The sequence below is a fragment of the Rhodanobacter sp. C03 genome, from assembly GCF_002001175.1.
In the GTDB taxonomy this organism is placed as follows: domain Bacteria; phylum Pseudomonadota; class Gammaproteobacteria; order Xanthomonadales; family Rhodanobacteraceae; genus Rhodanobacter.
In genome coordinates, this window is sequence record NZ_MUNT01000001.1 from 782,339 (window position 1) to 800,083 (window position 17,745).

General features: G+C 62.8%; 13 protein-coding genes. All 13 read left to right on the top strand.

The window, feature by feature from the left end:
* Nucleotide 1: 1 nt before the first annotated feature.
* Nucleotides 2-1,234: an FtsX-like permease family protein gene (locus B0E48_RS03330; protein ID WP_077516929.1), complete on the top strand. Its 1,233-nt coding sequence runs from the start codon at nt 2-4 to the stop codon at nt 1,232-1,234.
* 27 nt (nt 1,235-1,261) lie between these two features.
* Nucleotides 1,262-2,566, top strand: coding sequence for an ABC transporter permease (locus B0E48_RS03335; RefSeq protein ID WP_077515988.1), 1,305 nt, complete (start codon nt 1,262-1,264; stop codon nt 2,564-2,566).
* Between the two features lies 1 nt (nt 2,567).
* Nucleotides 2,568-3,800, top strand: a complete 1,233-nt coding sequence (locus B0E48_RS03340) for an FtsX-like permease family protein (RefSeq protein ID WP_077515989.1) — start codon at nt 2,568-2,570, stop codon at nt 3,798-3,800.
* A gap of 26 nt (nt 3,801-3,826) precedes the next feature.
* Nucleotides 3,827-5,149: an ABC transporter permease gene (locus B0E48_RS03345; RefSeq protein ID WP_077515990.1), complete on the top strand. Its 1,323-nt coding sequence runs from the start codon at nt 3,827-3,829 to the stop codon at nt 5,147-5,149.
* A gap of 10 nt (nt 5,150-5,159) precedes the next feature.
* A complete protein-coding gene (locus B0E48_RS03350) occupies nt 5,160-6,374 on the top strand; it encodes an FtsX-like permease family protein (RefSeq protein WP_077515991.1) in 1,215 nt (404 codons plus the stop codon).
* Between the two features lie 64 nt (nt 6,375-6,438).
* Nucleotides 6,439-7,746 (top strand): ABC transporter permease, encoded by a 1,308-nt coding sequence (locus tag B0E48_RS03355; protein WP_077515992.1) that lies wholly within the window; start codon nt 6,439-6,441, stop codon nt 7,744-7,746.
* Between the two features lie 8 nt (nt 7,747-7,754).
* A complete protein-coding gene (locus B0E48_RS03360; RefSeq protein ID WP_077515993.1) occupies nt 7,755-8,993 on the top strand; it encodes an FtsX-like permease family protein in 1,239 nt (412 codons plus the stop codon).
* Nucleotides 8,994-9,059: 66 nt separating this feature from the next.
* Nucleotides 9,060-10,370, top strand: coding sequence for an ABC transporter permease (locus B0E48_RS03365; protein WP_077515994.1), 1,311 nt, complete (start codon nt 9,060-9,062; stop codon nt 10,368-10,370).
* Nucleotides 10,371-10,430: 60 nt separating this feature from the next.
* On the top strand, nt 10,431-11,636 hold the full coding sequence (locus B0E48_RS03370) for an FtsX-like permease family protein (protein WP_077515995.1): 1,206 nt from the start codon (nt 10,431-10,433) through the stop codon (nt 11,634-11,636).
* 55 nt (nt 11,637-11,691) lie between these two features.
* Nucleotides 11,692-12,999, top strand: coding sequence for an ABC transporter permease (locus B0E48_RS03375; RefSeq protein WP_077515996.1), 1,308 nt, complete (start codon nt 11,692-11,694; stop codon nt 12,997-12,999).
* A 13-nt stretch (nt 13,000-13,012) separates the two neighbouring features.
* Nucleotides 13,013-14,242, top strand: coding sequence for an FtsX-like permease family protein (locus B0E48_RS03380; RefSeq protein WP_077515997.1), 1,230 nt, complete (start codon nt 13,013-13,015; stop codon nt 14,240-14,242).
* A gap of 90 nt (nt 14,243-14,332) precedes the next feature.
* On the top strand, nt 14,333-16,156 hold the full coding sequence (locus tag B0E48_RS03385; protein WP_077515998.1) for a DUF885 domain-containing protein: 1,824 nt from the start codon (nt 14,333-14,335) through the stop codon (nt 16,154-16,156).
* Nucleotides 16,157-16,386: 230 nt separating this feature from the next.
* On the top strand, nt 16,387-17,727 hold the full coding sequence (locus B0E48_RS03390; RefSeq protein ID WP_077515999.1) for a sigma-54 dependent transcriptional regulator: 1,341 nt from the start codon (nt 16,387-16,389) through the stop codon (nt 17,725-17,727).
* Nucleotides 17,728-17,745 lie beyond the last annotated feature (18 nt).

A 17,745-nucleotide genomic window follows, 5' to 3' on the forward strand; every position in this document is an offset into this window, starting at 1 on the left:
GATGCAGATCAAACCGATACTTGCCGCCATGCGCCATCACCGGGCTGGCACGGTGCTGATCGCGCTGCAGATCGCCTTGACCCTGGCGATCGTGTGCAACGCACTTTTCATCATCCAGCAGCGTCTGGCCCATCTTTCCGAGCCGACCGGCATCGACGAAGCCAGCCTGTTCGTGATCCATAACCAATGGGCAGGCCAGTCGTCGACGCCGCAGATCGATGCGCAGATTCAGACCGATCTGGCCACGATGCGACAGTTGCCCGCCGTGCGCGATGCCTCGCCCAGCAACTCCTACCCACTGCGTGGTGGCGGCTGGGACAACTTCATCACGTTGACACCCGAGCAGGTGCAGCCGACCACCGATGGGTCGGTCTATCTGGGCGACGAGCAGACGATCGACACGCTGGGCGTGAAGCTGTTGGCCGGGCGCAATTTCCGCGCCGACGAGGTCGGCCGGATCGGCTTGCGCGAGGATGTCTTTCCACCCGTGGTGATCGTGACCAGGGCACTCGCCGACCGGCTGTATCCGGATGGATCGGCACTGGGCAAACCGCTCTACGCGATGAGTCCGACACCGAGCACCATCATCGGCATCGTCGACCTGTTGCAGCGGCAGGGCGTTTCGACATGGGACACGACGTATGCCTACCAGTCGCTGTTGTGGCCAATGCGCGTGGCGGAACCGCAAGGTTTGTACTACATCGTGCGGGCCAAACCGGGCCAGCTCGCCGCCGCCATGCGCGAGGTGCCCAAGGCGCTGAACGCACAAAATCGCATGCGCATCATCGATCCCAAGGACGGCGAGCTGAGCTTTGCCCAGGTGCGCGAACGTGCCTACGACAGCGATCGTGGCATGGCGATCCTGATGGGCATCATCAGCGCGGTGCTGCTGGCGATCACCGCTGCCGGCATCGTCGGCCTCACCAGCTTCTGGGTCGGCCAGCGGCGCAAGCAGATCGGCATCCGCCGCGCACTGGGTGCGACCCGGCACGACATCCTCAGCTATTTCCTCACCGAGAACCTGCTGATCGGCGGCATCGGCGTGGTCCTCGGCACCTTGCTGGCGATCGGCATCAATCTGTGGATGGTCACCCAGTTCGAGATGGCGCGGTTGTCGTTGGGCTATGTGGTCATCGGCGTCATTGCTTTGTTGCTACTTGGCCAGGCGTCGGTACTGACGCCTGCATTGCGCGCATCGCGCGTATCGCCGGTGGAAGCTACGCGCTCGGTTTGAACCATCGCTATGAAACAGGGGACAGCAATGTTTGGTTATTACCTCGATCTGGCCCTGCGCAGCCTCAGGCGCAACAAGGCACTCACCGCGCTGATGGTGCTGGCGATCGCGCTGGGCATCGGCGCCAGCATGACCACGCTGACCGTGCTGCATGTGCTGTCGGGCGACCCGCTGCCGGAGCGCAGCAGCACGTTGTATTACCCGCAGGTCGATCCGCGTGACAGCGCCGGTCACGACTCCGACAAGGAGCCGATGGAGCAGGTGAGTTGGACTGACGGCATGAACCTGTTGCAGGCGAAGCGGGCCGATCGCCAGGCGCTGATGACCGGCGGCACGGTGGCGATCCAGCCGACGCAGTCCGCGCTCGACCCATTCTACGAGGACGCGCGCTTCGCCACCGCCGATTTCTTTCCGATGTTTGGTGTGCCGTTCCAGTACGGCCATGGCTGGAGCGCTGCCGATGACGACAGCAGCGCACGGCTGGTGGTGATCAGCAGCAAGTTGAACGACAAGTTGTTCGGCGGCAAGGACAGTACAGGCCAGATGCTGCGGCTGGAGGGCACGGCATTGCGCATCGTCGGTGTGCTCGGCGACTGGCGCCCGAACCCGCATTTCTACGACCTCAATGTGACCAACTATGCCGAGAGCGAGGGCGTCTATATGCCACTGTCCACCTCGCAGGATCTGCAGCTTGCGCATGATGGCTCCGTCGATTGCTGGGGCAACGGTGGGGCGGGGCCACGCCCGGACCACAGCGCAACCTGCGTGTGGCTGCAGTTCTGGGTGCAACTGGACAGCCCGGCGCAGGCTGCGGTGTACAAAGAGTTCCTGGTGCATTACTCGCAGGAACAAAAAGCGCTGGGGCGTTTCCAGCGACCGCCGAATGTGCGCCTGCGCAATCTGATGGGTTGGCTGGACTACCAGATGGTGGTGCCCGGCGACGTGCGCCTGCAGGTATGGCTGGCATTCGGCTTCCTGCTGGTGTGTCTGGTCAATACGGTGGGGCTGATGCTGGCCAAGTTCATGCGCAGGGCGGGTGAGCTGGGCGTGCGCCGTGCGTTGGGCGCCTCGCGCCGTGCGTTGTTCGCGCAGCTGTTGGTGGAGGCCGGTGTGATTGGTCTCAGCGGCGGCATCGGCGGTTTGCTGCTGGCTTTTCTGGGCCTGTGGCTGGTGCGCCAGCAACCGGCCAGCTACGCGGCGCTTGCGCATCTGGATCCCGGGATGCTGCTGACCACCTTCCTGCTGGCGCTGGGTGCGAGCCTGCTGGCCGGCCTGCTACCGGCCTGGCGCGCCTGCCAGATCACTCCTGCCCTGCAACTGAAGAGCAACTGACATGGATATCCTGCCGATTCTTTCCACCCTGCGGCGGCACAAGATCACCGCATGGCTGCTTATCCTGGAAATCGCGTTGACCTGCGCGATCGTGTGCAACGCGGTGTTCCTGGTCAGTCAGCGACTGGAGCGCATGAATCTGCCCAGCGGCATCGCCGAGCATGAGCTGGTGCAGGTCCAGCTGGCCAACATCGGCAACCGCTCCGATGCCGAGGCGCGCGCCAAAACCGATCTGGCGGCACTGCGGCAGATTCCGGGTGTGACGCAGGTGGCGCTGGTCTTCCAGATGCCATTCACCGATGGCGGTTCGTCGAACAGCGGTATCAAGCTCGATCCGCAGCAGCGGGAGGACACGGCAGACGTCACCCAGTACATGGGTGAAAACCTGCTGTCTACGCTGGGCACAAAGTTGGTGGCCGGGCGTGATTTCCGGCCGGACGAATTCGTCAATCTCGATACTGCCGTGGCAGCCCTGCACACCGGGGACCTCAAGGGCTTGCCGCAAGTACTGGTGGTTACCCAGGCGCTGGCCGACAGGCTATGGCCGGGGCAGAGCGCGCTGGGCAAGCAGATCTATCTGGGCCAGGGCCTTGCGTTCCGGGTGGTCGGCGTGGTGGCACACCTGGCTCGGCCGAACAGGCTGTCAAAGGGCGTCGAATACAGCACGGTATGGCCGATCAGCATGAACGTGTCGCAGGGTGCCAGCTTCCTGATCCGCTGCGCGCCGCAGGAGCGCGAGCGGGTGCTGAAATCCGCGCTGGCCGCGCTGAAGCAACTGGACCCCAATCGCGTGGTGCTGCAGAAGCGCACCTATGACGAGGCGCGCCACGCATTTTTCGCGAACGATCGCGCGATGACCGGCATCCTGGTGGGTGTGTGCCTTGCGTTGCTGATCGTCACCGCACTGGGCATTGTCGGCCTCGCCAGTTTCTGGGTGGCGCAGCGTCGACGCACCATCGGCGTGCGCCGCGCGCTCGGCGCCACCCGCGCCAACATCCTGCATTACTTCCAGACCGAGAACTTCCTGCTCGCCACACTCGGCATCGTGCTGGGCATGGTGCTGGCCTACGGCATCAACCTGTTCCTGATGATGCATTACGAACTGCCGCGGTTGCCGGTCATCTATTTCCCGGTGGGTGCGGCGTTGCTGTGGGTGATTGGTCAGATCGCGGTATTCGGCCCAGCACTGCGCGCGGCGGCGGTGCCACCGGTAGTCGCGACAAGGTCGGTCTGATGCATTCCAGGAAGGGAGCTTGATGCATGTTTGCCTATTATCTGGATCTGGCCGCGCGCAGCCTCAAGCGCAACAAGGTGCTCACCGCGCTGATGGTGCTTGCCATCGCGGTCGGCATCGGCGCCAGCATGACCACGCTGACCGTGATGCATCTGCTGTCGTGCGATCCGCTGCCCACGCGCAGCGGCACGTTGTTTTTCCCGCAGGTCGATCCGAACCCCTATCCAGATGGGCCGTCGCTGCCTTACGACATGATGGATTATCGTTCGGCGGTGGATCTGTGGAGCGCGCATCGCGCCGACCGGCAGGCGCTGATCGCGCACGGCCAGCTGAAGCTGACCGCGCCGCAGGTGAATCTGCCGCCGCTGATGGCGCAGGTGCTGTCCACCACCAGCGAGTTCTTTCCGATGTTCGACGTACCGTTCCGCTATGGCCACGGTTGGTCGGCGCAGGATGATGCCAGCCGCGCGCGGGTGGCAGTGATCTCCGCGGACCTCAACAACAAGCTGTTCAACGGCGCCGACAGTGTGGGGCGCACGCTTCGGCTGAAAGACTCGGATGTGCGCATCGTCGGCGTGCTGGATGCGTGGCGCCCCTCGCCGCAATTCTATGACGTGGCGGGCGGGCGCTTCGACGATGGCCAGACCGGCGACTTCTATGGTCGCACCGAGGATGTTTTCCTGCCGCTCAACAGTTCGTCGGACATCAATCCTGTCGGTTTCAATTTCTTCACCTGCTGGAGCATGCCCCAAAGCGATGCGACCCTGCAGACATCGCCCTGCGTGTGGATGACGCTGTGGGTACAGTTGGACAGCCCGGCCAAGGTCCGCAGCTATCGACAGTTCGTGGCCGACTATGCCGCGTTGCAGAAGTCCGCCGGTCGTTTCGCGCGCGCCGACAACACGCAGCTGCGCAGCCTGATGGGATGGCTGGACTTCAATCACGTGGTGCCCAGCGACGTGCGCCTGCAGATGTGGGTGGCTTTCGCGTTTCTGCTGATCTGCCTGTTCAATACCGTGGGCCTGCTGTTGGCGAAGTTCCTGCGCCGATCCGGCGAGATCGGGGTGCGCCGTGCGCTGGGTGCCAGTCGTGCAGCGATCATGGCGCAGTGCCTGTTCGAGGCCGGATTGATCGGTTTGCTGGGCGGCATCGGTGGTCTGCTACTGACCTTGCTGGGGTTGTGGCTGGTGCGTCGCCAGCCGGTGGCCTATGCCGATCTGGTGCATCTGGATACGGCGATGTTCCTGGCTACGTTTGCCTTGGCGATTGCCGCCAGCCTGCTGGCTGGCCTGCTGCCTGCAATACGCGCCAGCCGGATGGCGCCGGGCCTGCAGCTGAAGATGACTTGAGGACGACGACATGCAGATTCGCCCGGTTCTTTCCGCGCTGCGCAAACATCGCGTCGCCACCGTGCTGATCGCGATGGAAATCGCGCTGGCGTGTGCAGTGCTGTGCAATGCCTGCTTCCTGATCGCCAACCGTGTGCAGCAGATCCGGATTCACAGCGGCGTCGATGAGCGTGCACTGGCCGCCATCAAGCTCACCGGTTTCGATGAAAAGGACGGCGTCGACCTCAACGCCCGCGTACTCAGCGGCCTGGCCACGATTCCCGGCATGCGGTCGGTAAGCGTGATCAACGCCGTGCCGTTCGGCGGCTCGCCGAACAACGCCGGCATCACCACGGATGCGGCGGGCAAGCAGTTCGCCGGCGTGGTGAATTTCTACACGGGCGGACCGGGCAGCTTCACGGCGTTGGGACTGCGCTTGATCGCAGGACGCGCGCCGCAGGATGACGACTATCAGCCCGTCGTTCATTTCGTACCCGACGATGCGCTGGTGTGGGTCTCGCAGTCGCTGGCTGAACACGCGTGGCCCGGTGTCGATCCCATCGGCAAGGAGTTCTGGGTCGGCCGGCCGCACTTCAGGGTGGCGGGAGTGGTGGCGAATCTGGCGCGACCGTCTCCAGGCGAGGGCGGTCCTTCCACCATCGAATGGTCGGTTTTCGTGCCGTCCCAACCTGGCGCACATTTTGCCGGCACCTACCTCTTGCGCGCGTCGCCCGAGGAGCTTTCGCGCGTGCTGCGTGACGCGCGTGCGGCTATCGCCAAGATCGCACCCGACGCTGTGCTGGAAACCGCCACCAGCCAGAGCGTGGCCAGCCTGCGGGAAACTTTCTTTCAGCAGGACCGCACCATGGCCGGCATCCTGCTCGGCGTGATCGCAGCCATGCTGCTGGTCACCGCACTCGGCATCGTCGGCCTCGCCAGTTTCTGGGTGCAGCAGCGACGCCGGCAGATCGGCATCCGCCGTGCACTCGGCGCCACCCGCGGTGACATCTTGGGTTACTTCCAGACCGAGAACTTCTTGATCGTCACGTTCGGCATCGTGCTGGGCATGCTGCTGGCGTTCGCGCTGAACCTGCTGCTGATGACGCACTACGAATTGCCGCGGCTGCCGCTGTATTACTTGCCGATCGGCGCATTGATCTTGTGGGGTCTGGGCCAGTTAGCCGTACTCGGCCCGGCGCTGCGCGCGGCGGCGGTGCCGCCGGTGGTGGCGACACGATCTGTTTAACTCTTCTCTACTGACGATTTCATCGCCAGTAGAGAAGAGTTTGAAACTCAACGGAGTACATGGAATGTTTGGCTATTACCTTGATCTCGCACTGCGCAGCCTGCGGCGCAACCAGATCCTCACCGCGTTGATGGTGCTGGCCATCGGATTGGGCATAGGTGCCAGCATGACGATGATGACCGTGCTGCACGTGATGTCGGCCGATCCAATACCAGACCGCAGCGGCCAGTTGTTCTATCCGCACCTGGACCCCACGCCGCTGGACCGTCGCAAAAACGCACTGGCTCCCGACCCCACCGACAATATGACCTGGCCCGATGCGATGGCCTTGCTGGCGGCACATCGAGGTACGCGACAGGCGGCCATGTCAGGCGGAAATCTTGTCGCGCATCCGGAAAAAGTGAGTGCGAATCCGTTCACCATCGATGGGCGTTACACCACGGCGGACTTCTTTGCGATGTTTCGGCTGCGCTTTGTTGCGGGCCATGCGTGGACTGCCACGGACGACACCGCACGTTCCCGCGTGGTGGTGCTGAGTGAAGCGCTGAGTCGCACCTTGTTTGGCACCGACGACAGCGCGGGTCGCATGGTGCAGCTGGGGGAGCACACATTCCGTGTCATCGGCGTTACCGCACCATGGGCGCCGCAGCCGATGTTCTACGCCGACGCCGCCGCGCATAAATTTGGCGAGTCCGACCAGTTCTTTCTGCCGCTGGCGACCGCCGTGGATTTGAAACTCGATACCAGTGGCAATGTTTCTTCGTGGAAGAAATTCAGCGGTGATCTGACGGCATCGAGCGTCACCTGGTTGCAGTTCTGGGTGCAGTTGGACAAGCCGGACCAAGTCGCTGCGTACCGCCGTTTTCTGTTCGATTATTCGGCCCAACAAAAGGCGTTGGGCGTCTACGAGCGACCTGCCGACAGTGCGCGACTCGACAGTTTGAGGGAGCGCTTGGTCACGCTGCACCTCGTACCCGATGACCTGCGATTGCAGAGCTGGCTGGCGCTGGGTTTTCTGATGGTTTGCATGGTCAATATCGTGGCCTTGCTGCTGGCGAAATTTCTTCGCCGTAGTGGCGAGGTGAGTGTGCGCCGTGCGCTGGGTGCGCAAAGACGGGACATCTTTGTGCAGTTCGGTGTGGAGTCGGCCTTGATCGGTTTGGTGGGTGGCGGCCTGGGTCTGCTGTTGGCGCAACTGGGGCTGTGGGGTATTCGTCGTCGGCCTGACGAATATGCGCAGCTGGCGCAGATGGATACGGCCATGCTGTTGAGTACCTTTGCGCTGGCCGTGGTGGCCAGCGTGCTGGCTGGGCTGCTGCCCGCATGGCGCGCCTGCCATATCGCGCCTGCACTTCAATTGAAAACCCTGTGAGACCCGTGATGAACCTTCCGCTCCAGCCCATACTTGCCAGCCTGCGCCATCACCGCCTCACCACCGCGCTGTTGATGCTGCAGGTCGCGTTGACTTGCGCCATCGTCTGCAACGTGGCTTTCATGATCGTCACTCGATGGGGCGAGGTGCGCATCGACAGTGGCATCGATGAAACATCCTTGTCCATGCTCGAAAGTCAGGGCGTCAAGGCAGACGCGACCCCATGGATCCACCACGCGGAAGATCTGACCGCACTACGCGGTATACCGGGCGTGACCGCGGCCGTCGCGGTGGACACCTTGCCTTTGGGCGGTAGCGAAAGTTCAACCGGAGCCTGTGCCAGTAGCGAGGCGATGGAGGCTGCCATCAAGGCGAATTCGATAGATGGTCAGTCCGCCTGCGCCGAGTTCGCGACGTTGGCCGGTTCGCCCGGTGAACTCGCTGCACTCGGTTTGAAGTTGATCGCCGGGCGTGACTTCCTGCCCGATGACTACAAGACGGGTGACATCAGTGCCGCCATCATCAGCCGCGAGCTGGCCGAGCGTCTTTACCCCGGTGCGCAAGCACTGGGCAAGAGCCTCTACAACGGTTCGGACACCCCCGTCCGTATCGTAGGCATTGTGGATACCTTGCTGCGTCCGTATTTGCGCGACGCAGGCATCAACCAGTTCACCATGCTGTGGCCACAGTTGCCCAATGACAACAGCGTCACCTATCTCTTGCGTAGTGCGCCGCGGGACAGTGAACGTGTGCTCAAGGCCGCCGTAGCCGTACTCAACAAGGTGAACCCGCAACGGATCATTCCGGCAAAAAGAGTTCGTACTTATACGCAAATGCGTGACAGCTATTTTCAGCGTGACACCACCATGATCGGCTTGCTGCTGGCCTCGGCTTTGGGCCTGTTTTTTGTCACCGCGTTGGGCATCGCCGGCCTTGCCAATTTCTGGGTGCAGCAGCGCACGCGTCAGATCGGCATCCGCCGCGCGATCGGTGCCACCCGCGGCGACATCCTGCGCTACTTCCAGACCGAGAATTTCCTGATCGTCAGCGGCGGAACCGTGCTGGGCATGCTGCTGGCGTCCGCGCTGAACCTGCTGCTGATGACGCACTACGAATTGCCGCGGCTGCCGCTGTATTACCTGCCGATCGGCGCATTGATTCTGTGGGGACTGGGCCAGCTGGCCGTGCTCGGTCCGGCGCTGCGCGCGGCAGCGGTGCCGCCGGTGGTGGCAACGCGATCGGTGTGAATGTTTGAAATGTCACTCCTCCCGATGACTTGGGAAGAGTCTGCACGGCAACGCGAAGGATCAACCATGTTCGCCTACTACCTCGATCTGGCACTGCGCAGCCTCAGGCGCAACAAGGTACTCACCATGCTGATGGTGCTCGCATTGGCGCTGGGTATCGGTGCCACGATCACCACGCTGACCGTGCTCAAGCTGCTGTCGGGCGATCCGTTGCCGCAGAAGAGTACGCAGTTGTTCTATCCGCAGCTGGATCCTTATCCGAAAGATCAGCCTTTCTCGCGCAGCGGAAAGAAGTTGCCGTGGCTGATGAGCTACGTCGATGCAATGAATCTGCTGCATGCCCGCAAGGCGCAGCGGCAGGCGGTGATGGCGCTGTCGCAGGTCAAGGTGACGCCGCAGGCGCAGGACGGGAAAGCGTTCTATGCCGACGGGGTGCTGACCACGTCGGACTTCTTTCCGATGTTCGATGCGCCATTCCAGTACGGCGCAGGCTGGGCTTCGGCGGACGACGAAAGTCGTGAGCAGGTCGTGGTGATCGCGGGTTTCCTCAACGACAAACTGTTCGGCGGGGCGAACAGCGTAGGGCGCACGATCCGCATCGAAGATCACGACTTCCGCATCATCGGCGTGCTGCGACCCTGGGCGCCGCAGCCGCGCTTCTACGCGGTACATCTGGGTGGGCGCGATTACGGCAAGGGCGAGGCGGTGTTCATGCCCTTGCAGGGTGCGCGTGCCGACGGCATCACGCCGAATACGGTCATGTCGTATGGGCCGGAGCATACCGACATGCAGCATCTGGAGACCGCCCAAAGCATCTGGCTGGGCTTGTGGGTGCAGTTGTCCAGTGCCGACGAGGCTTCGGCCTACAAGCTGTTCCTGGCCAACTACGCGCAGCAGCAGGTCGCGCTGGGGCGGTTCCAGCTGTCCAGAGTGGCCTTCTGGGATCTCATGTCATGGCTGCGCAACGAACAGGTGGTGCCCGATGATGTGCGCCTGCAGGCCGGCCTGGCACTCGGCTTCCTGCTGATCTGCGTGGTGAATACGGTGGGCCTGCTGCTGGCCAAATGCCTGCGCCGCTCGCGCGAGATCGGCGTGCGCCGCGCGCTGGGCGCTTCGCGCGGTGCGATCTTTGCGCAGTTCATGGTCGAGGCCGGCATCGTCGGCGTGGCCGGCGGTATGCTGGGCCTGGGCTTCGCCGAGCTGGGCTTGTGGGGCATCCGCCACCAGCCGGCGCAATACGCCAGCCTCGCGCATCTGGATCTGTCGATGTTCCTGTTCACCTTCCTGGTCGCGCTGGTTTCCAGTCTGATCGCCGGCCTGCTGCCCGCGTGGCGCGCCTGCGTGGTCGCGCCCGCTCCGCAACTGAAAGCCAGTTAACGCGCTTTCCCTGCGCGTGAAAGCAGCCATCCATGGCCGCACTTTTCAAGGAACCGCAACATGGAAATCCGTCCGATACTCGCCAGCCTGCGCAAGCATCGCATCCCGGCCACTCTGATCGTGCTGGAGATCGCGCTGGCCTGCGCGGTGCTCTGCAATGCCGTGTTCATGATCGGCCAGCGCGTGGCCAGCATCCACTGGTCGAATGCGATCGACGAGCAGGGCATCTCGGTGGTCACCGTGAATGGCGCCGATCCGAAACTCGCCGCCAGCGACATTCCGCGCAATCTTGCCGCCTTGCGCGGCATCGCCGGTGTCACGGCGGTGGCCGCAGCAACCAGCATGCCGCTGGATCAGAATCCGGCGCTGTCACCCTTCGTCACCAAGCCGGATGCGAATACCACGGTGAACAGCTCGGTGTATTTCATCGGCAGCGACGGCGAGCGGGCCATGGGACTGCGCCTGCTGCAAGGCCGATGGTTCAATGCGGATGAATACGCCGGCAGCGGTTTCAAGAATTTCGCTTCCACCGGCCATGTCGCGCTGGTCACGCAGAGCGATGCCAACAGGTTGTGGCCACGCCAGAGCGCGCTGGGCAAGACCTTGTATAGCAACTCCGCGAGCTGGACGGTCGTCGGTGTGGTCGCCGATGTACTGGCACAGGATCCCAAGTTCAGCGGTCCGGGCGGCATGTATTCCAGCGTGTTCTATCCATTACAACCCGACGGGGTGATGGGTGACTACGTCTTGCGCAGCGCACCGCAGGATCGCGAACGCGTGGAGCGCGAGGCGGTGCAGGTGCTGGGCAAGCTGCAGCAGGGCGCCGTAGTGGAAGGGAAGACCTACGCCGGCATGCGTTCCGACTATTTCGCCGATACCACCAGCATGGTGTGGATGCTGGTGCTGGTATGCGTGGTGATGCTGGCAGTGACGGCGTTCGGCATCGTTGGCCTGACCAGTTTCTGGGTGCAGCAGCGGCGACGGCAGATCGGCATACGCCGCGCCGTGGGTGCCACGCGTGGGCATATCCTCAGCTACTTCCGTACCGAGAATTTCCTGCTCAGTACGGCGGGTGTGCTGGCTGGCATGGCGCTGGCGTTCGGTATCAACCTGTACTTGATGGAGCACTACGAGATGAGTCGGATGCCCTGGTATTACCTGCCAGGGAGTGCCATCGCGCTATGGCTGCTCGGTCAGCTTGCCGTGTTCGGCCCGGCGTTGCGTGCTGCAGCGGTGCCGCCGGTGGTGGCGACGCGGTCAGTGTGATGGGAAGGAACAGGTAAAGCACCACGTGATTTCAACTGTTTCAGGGGTACATGGAATGTTCGGTTATTACTTAGATCTGGCGTTGCGAAGTCTGAAACGCAACAAGGTGCTCACGGCGCTCATGGTGCTGGCGATCGGGCTTGGCATTGGTGCCAGCATGACGATGATTACCGTGCTGCATGTGATGACCGCCGATCCGCTGCCGGACAAGAGCGTGCGATTGTTCTACCCGCAGATCGATCCGCAAGACATGGAAGGCTACACACCGGGCAGGGAGCCGATGGATCAGTTTTCATGGATCGATGCAATGAACCTGCTGCATGCGCGCAAGGGCAGTCATCAGGTGGCAACGACCGGTGGTCGCGTCACCGTACGTCCGCCGCAGGGCAAGAGCCGTGCCTTCTTCGCCGATGCGCGTTACACGTCATCCGATTTCTTCAGCATGTTCGACGTGCCGTTTCTATATGGCAGCGGCTGGACGGCCGATGACGACGACAGGCAGGCACGCGTGGCGGTGATCTCGCGCACACTGGCCGACAAGCTCTACGGTGCCGACCATGCGGTGGGCCAGGCGCTGCGCCTGGGCAAGGATGTGTTTCGCGTCATAGGCGTGGTCGATCACTGGGATCCAGTGCCGCATTTCTACGATTTGACACAAGGTAGCTACCACAAGACCGAGGATGTGTTTCTGCCGCTTGAAACGGCGATAGCACTTGGCCAGGGTACTTCCGGTAACATGAATTGCTGGGGCCACGGCGGCTTTCCCGATCCGCGCAACATGAAAAATGCCAACTGCGTATGGATGCAGTTCTGGGTACAGCTGGACACGCCGACCCAGGTGCAGGCGTATCGCGAGTTTCTGGTGCACTACTCCGAGCAGCAGAAGACGCTGGGGCGCTTCCAGCGTCCACCGAACACGCGGCTGCATGACCTGATGGGCTGGCTGGACTACAACCATGTCGTACCCGGCAGCGTGCAACTGCAAGCCTTGCTGGCGCTGGGGTTCATGCTGGTCTGTCTGGTCAACACGGTGGCGTTGCTGCTGGTGAAGTTCCTGCGGCGCAGCAGCGAACTGGGCGTGCGGCGTGCCATGGGTGCTTCGAAGCAGTCGATCTTCGCGCAGTTGCTGACGGAGGCGTCCTTGATCGGCATCGCAGGCGGTATTGCAGGATTATTGCTGGCGTTTGGCGGCTTGTGGATCGTGCGTCATCAGCCGGTGGAGTACGCGCCGTATGCGCATCTGGATATGGCGATGCTGGGTGCGACGCTGGTACTCGCGCTGTGCGCCACCGTACTCGCGGCGATGTTCCCCGCCTGGCGCGCGTGTCGCGTGCAGCCTGCTCGTGTCCTGAAGATCCAGTGAGGAGACGCACGTCATGCATCCTATTGTTTCCGCACTGAAGCACCACAAGACCGTGGTGATTCTGGTGGTTCTGGAGATCGCGCTTACCTGTGCGATCGTCAGTAATGGCATCTTCATTATCGGCAACCACCTGGCGACCATGCGCATGCAAACCGGGGTGGCGGACAACGAGCTGATATGGGCCGAGAGCAGCGGCATCGGTGACGCCAGCGCATCAGCCAGCCAAGCCAGTCGGGCCGCCGCCGATCTGGCCGCACTGCGCGGCATGCCCGGGGTGAAGTCGGCGGTCATCACCAATTCGCTGCCGCTCAGCTCCACCGGCTCGTGGGGCACTTGCATAGCGCGCAAGGCAGGCGGGGCGGATGCCGATTCGGTTTGCACCGTCATTATGTATGCCGGGACGACAGGTGTGGTGAATACGCTCGGGATCAGGCTGTCGCAGGGGCGTGATTTTCTGTCGCAGGAATATCAGGACTACGATCCGTTCCAGGGCAGCAGGGCGCCCCCTCCATCGGTAATCATCACCCGGTCGCTGGCGGAAAAAATGTGGCCCGGAGAGGATCCACTGGGCAAGCCCATTTTTCTGGGCGACAGGAATTCAGGTGTCACCCATGTCGTGGGCGTGACAGATCATCTACTCAACCCGAGCATCAACAAGCAGAGCGGCGCTGATCTCAACATGTTGCTGCCGGTAACGTTGACAACAGGCAACATGTACGTGCTTCGCACGCAGCCGGGTGTGCGTGACGCCACGTTGCGCAATTTGCCCAAGGTGCTCGATCGCGTGGACGACCAACGCATCATCACCGAAAACCACAGCTATTCGGATACCGTCTCGGACTACTTCCACGACGACCGCGCATTGATCTGGCTGTTGCTGGTGGTGATCGGTTGCCTGCTAGCGCTCACTGCGCTGGGTGTGATCGGACTGTCCAGCTTCTGGGTACAGCAGCGCATGCATCAGATCGGCATCCGCCGCGCGATCGGCGCCACCCGGCGCGACATCCTCCGTTACTTCCAGACCGAGAATTTCCTGATCGTCAGTGCTGGTATCGCGCTTGGATTGGGGCTCGCAGTGGCGCTGAATCTGATGTTGATGAAGCAATACGAGCTGCCACGCTTGCCACTGGCCTATCTGCCCGCTGCAGCGATCGTCCTGTGGCTGCTCGGCCAGCTGGCCGTGCTTGGTCCGGCGCTGCGAGCGGCGGCTGTGCCGCCGGTGGTGGCGACGCGATCGGTGTAAGTACCATGCAATCTGGCACGGGAAGATGCCTCCCGCGGCAGTCACAATGAACCTTCATGGTCCCATGAATACAATCCGGAGCTGAGCCTGATGAAGACCTTGCCGTTGCTGATCTGTGCGAGCCTGCTGGGCTCGGTGACTATGGTTTCAATGGTGCAGGCTGCGCCTGCTGCGCAAGTCGCATCGACGGATGTGGCGACCCGGGTGGCGGCGCTCAATGCGCTGCTGGCCGAACAATGGCAGCACACGCTGCAGAATTCGCCAGAGTTCGCCACCATTCTCGGCGACCTGCGTTACAACGACCGCTGGAGCGATGCGTCGCTGGCACATGCGGCGACCGAGCGGCAGGTGACCGCGGATTTCCTGAAGCGTTTCGAGGCGATCGATACCACCGGCTTCGCCGACTCCGACAAGCTGAACCAGCAACTGATGGTGCGCCAGCTCAAGGACAACCTCAAAAGTTACGACCTGAAGCTGTACGAGATGCCGCTGGACCAGATGAGCGGCGCGCACATCGCGCTGGCCGGCTTCGTCAGTTCGATTCCGTTCGACAACACGAAGGAGTACGAGGATTACCTGGCGCGCCTCAAGGCGGTGCCGAAGCTGTTCGACCAGGTGACCGCGGTGGCGCAGCAGGGCATGCGCGACAAGATGATGCCACCGAAATATCTGCTGGAAGCGGTCGTCAAGCAGATCGGCAGCATCGAGAAACCGGCTGGCATGGACAGTCTGTTTGCCGAGCCACTGAAGCATTTCCCGAAGTCGGTGTCGGTAGCCGACCAGAAGCGCCTGCATGACGAGATCCTCGCCGCGATCGATCAGGACGTGCGCCCGGCCTATCACAAGCTGGGCGAATTCGTGGCGAAAGATTACGCGCCGCATGGGCGCGCCCAGCCTGGCGTGTGGGGGTTGCCGAATGGCGACGCGATCTATCGCTTCGACGTGGAGCAGATGACCACCACCGAAAAGCCGCCGCAACAGATCCACGAACTCGGACTGGCCGAGGTCAAGCGGATCGAGGGCGAGATGACGAAGATCGCCAAGTCGCAGGGCTTTGCCGATCTGGCCAGCTTCCGCGCCTCGCTGAAGAGCAATCCGAAGACGCACGCGACCTCGCGCGAGGACATCCTCAACCGTTATCGCGGCTATCTGGCACAGATGCAGCCGGAGCTGCCGAAGTTGTTCGGCATGCTGCCGAAGACCCGCGTCGAGGTGGTGCCGGTGGAAGCGTTCCGTGAGAAGGAAGCCGCCGCCGCCGAGTACCATCAGGGCACGCCGGATGGTTCGCGGCCCGGGCAGATCTTCGTCAACACCGGTGATTTTGCCAACCGCAGCGTGCTGACGATCGAGTCGACCTCGTACCACGAAGGCGTGCCTGGCCACCATCTGCAGATCTCGATCGCGCAGACGCTGCCGGCGTTGCCACCGTTCCGCCAGCAGGCCGGTTACACCGCCTACATCGAAGGCTGGGCGCTGTATGCGGAGCAGCTGGGCAAGGACATCGGCTTCTACAAGGATCCGTTATCCGATTACGGCCGCCTGTCCGACGAGTTACTGCGTGCCGATCGCCTGGTGCTCGATACCGGCGTGCACTACAAGCACTGGACGCGCCAGCAGATGGTGGATTTCTTCCATGCACATTCCAGCGAGGACGAGCCGGACGTGCAGGCCGAGACCGATCGCTATATCACCTGGCCGGGTCAGGCACTGGCCTACAAGATGGGCGAGCTGAAGATCCTCGAATTGCGCGCGCGGGCGAAAAAGGAACTGGGTGACCAGTTCGACATTCGCGCGTTCCACGACGAGATCCTCGGTGGCGGCGCACTGCCGCTGGATGTGCTGGAGACGCGCGTCAACGACTGGATCGCCGCGGTGAAGGCAGGCAAGGCACCGGCACATCCGGTGGCGGAGTGAGTTGTCGAGTCATCGGTTGCCCGCAAGGTGACCGCTGCTCCTTGTAGGAGCGACTTCAGTCGCGACGCTCCTGGTGCCTCGATGGCAAAACCAGAAGCATCGCGGCTGAAGCCGCTCCCACAGGGTGAGCCACCAGGCGCAGCGCCGATGCCAACATGCTTGAATAGTCCAATAGTCATGGCAACCTTTATGGCTGGAGCGGCATCCATGTCCGCATGTGCAGAAGAAAGATGCGAACCGTCCTGATCATCGATGACAACCCGGCCGTGGGCGAGGCGCTCTCGTTGGCGTTGTCGCTGCATGAGATCCGCCCGCTCACCGCGTTGACGCAAAATGAAGGACTGGCGCTGCTGGATCGCGAGGCGGTCGACGTGGTGATCCAGGACATGAACTTCACCGCTGATACCACCTCGGGCGAGGAGGGTGTGGCGCTGTTCCGGGCGATCCGTGAGCGCCACACGGACTTGCCAGTCATCCTGCTTACCGCATGGACGCATCTGGAGACCGCGGTGGAACTGGTCAAGGCCGGTGCGTCCGATTACCTGGCCAAGCCGTGGGATGACCACAAGCTGCTGGCCACGGTGGAGAACCTGCTGGAGTTGTCCGAGTCCACCCGCGAGATGACGCGCAGCCGGCGTGAGCGGCGCCAGCGGCGCGAGCAGTTGCAGAAGAAATATGATCTGGACGGCCTGGTATTCGCCTCCGAGGCGATGGCACGCACGCTGGATCTGGCCTGCCAGATCGCGCGCTCGGATGTGCCGGTATTGATCACCGGCCCGAACGGCACTGGCAAGGAGCGCATCGCGACAATCGTGCACGCGAACTCGGCGGTGAAGCGCGGTGCGTTTGTCGCGGTGAACTGCGGCGCATTGCCCGGCGAACTGATCGAAGCCGAATTGTTCGGTGCCGACGCGGGCGCGTACACCGGCGCGAACAAGGCGCGCGAGGGCCGCTTCGAACTGGCCGACGGCGGCACCCTGTTCCTCGACGAAATCGGCAATCTGCCGCTGCCCGGCCAGATGAAGCTGCTGCGCGTGCTGGAGACCGGCCAGTTCGAACGGCTCGGCTCCGGTCGCACGCGTCAGGTCAAGGTGCGTGTACTGAGCGCGACCAATGCCGATCTCAAGGCGATGATCCGTGCCGGCACGTTCCGCGAGGATCTGTATTACCGGCTCAACGTGATCGAGGTGAACCTGCCGTCGCTGGCCGAGCGCAGTGACGACATCCTGCCGCTCGCCGAATTCTTTCTGGATGGCCGGGCCGAGCTCGGCGACGCCGCCCGCGAGGCGTTGCTGAGCTATCCGTGGCCGGGCAACGTGCGCGAACTGAAGAACGCGATCGAGCGGGCTGCGCTGCTGACGGGCAGCAATCCGATCACCCCAGAACTGCTCAACCTGCCGCAGCATGCCGCGGTCGCCGCGCGCAATCTCGACGAGCCCAGTCGTGAGGCGGTGGAAACCGCCTTGCACAAGGCCGACGGCGTGGTCAGTCGCGCTGCCCAGAATCTCGGTCTGTCGCGCCAGGCGCTGTATCGGCGGATGGAACGCTACGGTCTGGCCACACCTGCCTGAGGCATAGGCATTGATCGA

What these genes read in the sequence shown, in the direction of transcription:
- B0E48_RS03390 (WP_077515999.1), top strand. Translation starts at nt 16,387, where the DNA reads ATGCGAACCGTCCTGATCATCGATGACAACCCGGCCGTGGGCGAGGCG.
- B0E48_RS03340 (WP_077515989.1), top strand. Translation starts at nt 2,568, where the DNA reads ATGGATATCCTGCCGATTCTTTCCACCCTGCGGCGGCACAAGATCACC.
- B0E48_RS03360 (WP_077515993.1), top strand. Translation starts at nt 7,755, where the DNA reads ATGAACCTTCCGCTCCAGCCCATACTTGCCAGCCTGCGCCATCACCGC.
- B0E48_RS03345 (WP_077515990.1), top strand. Translation starts at nt 3,827, where the DNA reads ATGTTTGCCTATTATCTGGATCTGGCCGCGCGCAGCCTCAAGCGCAAC.
- B0E48_RS03375 (WP_077515996.1), top strand. Translation starts at nt 11,692, where the DNA reads ATGTTCGGTTATTACTTAGATCTGGCGTTGCGAAGTCTGAAACGCAAC.
- B0E48_RS03385 (WP_077515998.1), top strand. Translation starts at nt 14,333, where the DNA reads ATGAAGACCTTGCCGTTGCTGATCTGTGCGAGCCTGCTGGGCTCGGTG.
- B0E48_RS03365 (WP_077515994.1), top strand. Translation starts at nt 9,060, where the DNA reads ATGTTCGCCTACTACCTCGATCTGGCACTGCGCAGCCTCAGGCGCAAC.
- B0E48_RS03335 (WP_077515988.1), top strand. Translation starts at nt 1,262, where the DNA reads ATGTTTGGTTATTACCTCGATCTGGCCCTGCGCAGCCTCAGGCGCAAC.
- B0E48_RS03370 (WP_077515995.1), top strand. Translation starts at nt 10,431, where the DNA reads ATGGAAATCCGTCCGATACTCGCCAGCCTGCGCAAGCATCGCATCCCG.
- B0E48_RS03350 (WP_077515991.1), top strand. Translation starts at nt 5,160, where the DNA reads ATGCAGATTCGCCCGGTTCTTTCCGCGCTGCGCAAACATCGCGTCGCC.
- B0E48_RS03355 (WP_077515992.1), top strand. Translation starts at nt 6,439, where the DNA reads ATGTTTGGCTATTACCTTGATCTCGCACTGCGCAGCCTGCGGCGCAAC.
- B0E48_RS03330 (WP_077516929.1), top strand. Translation starts at nt 2, where the DNA reads ATGCAGATCAAACCGATACTTGCCGCCATGCGCCATCACCGGGCTGGC.
- B0E48_RS03380 (WP_077515997.1), top strand. Translation starts at nt 13,013, where the DNA reads ATGCATCCTATTGTTTCCGCACTGAAGCACCACAAGACCGTGGTGATT.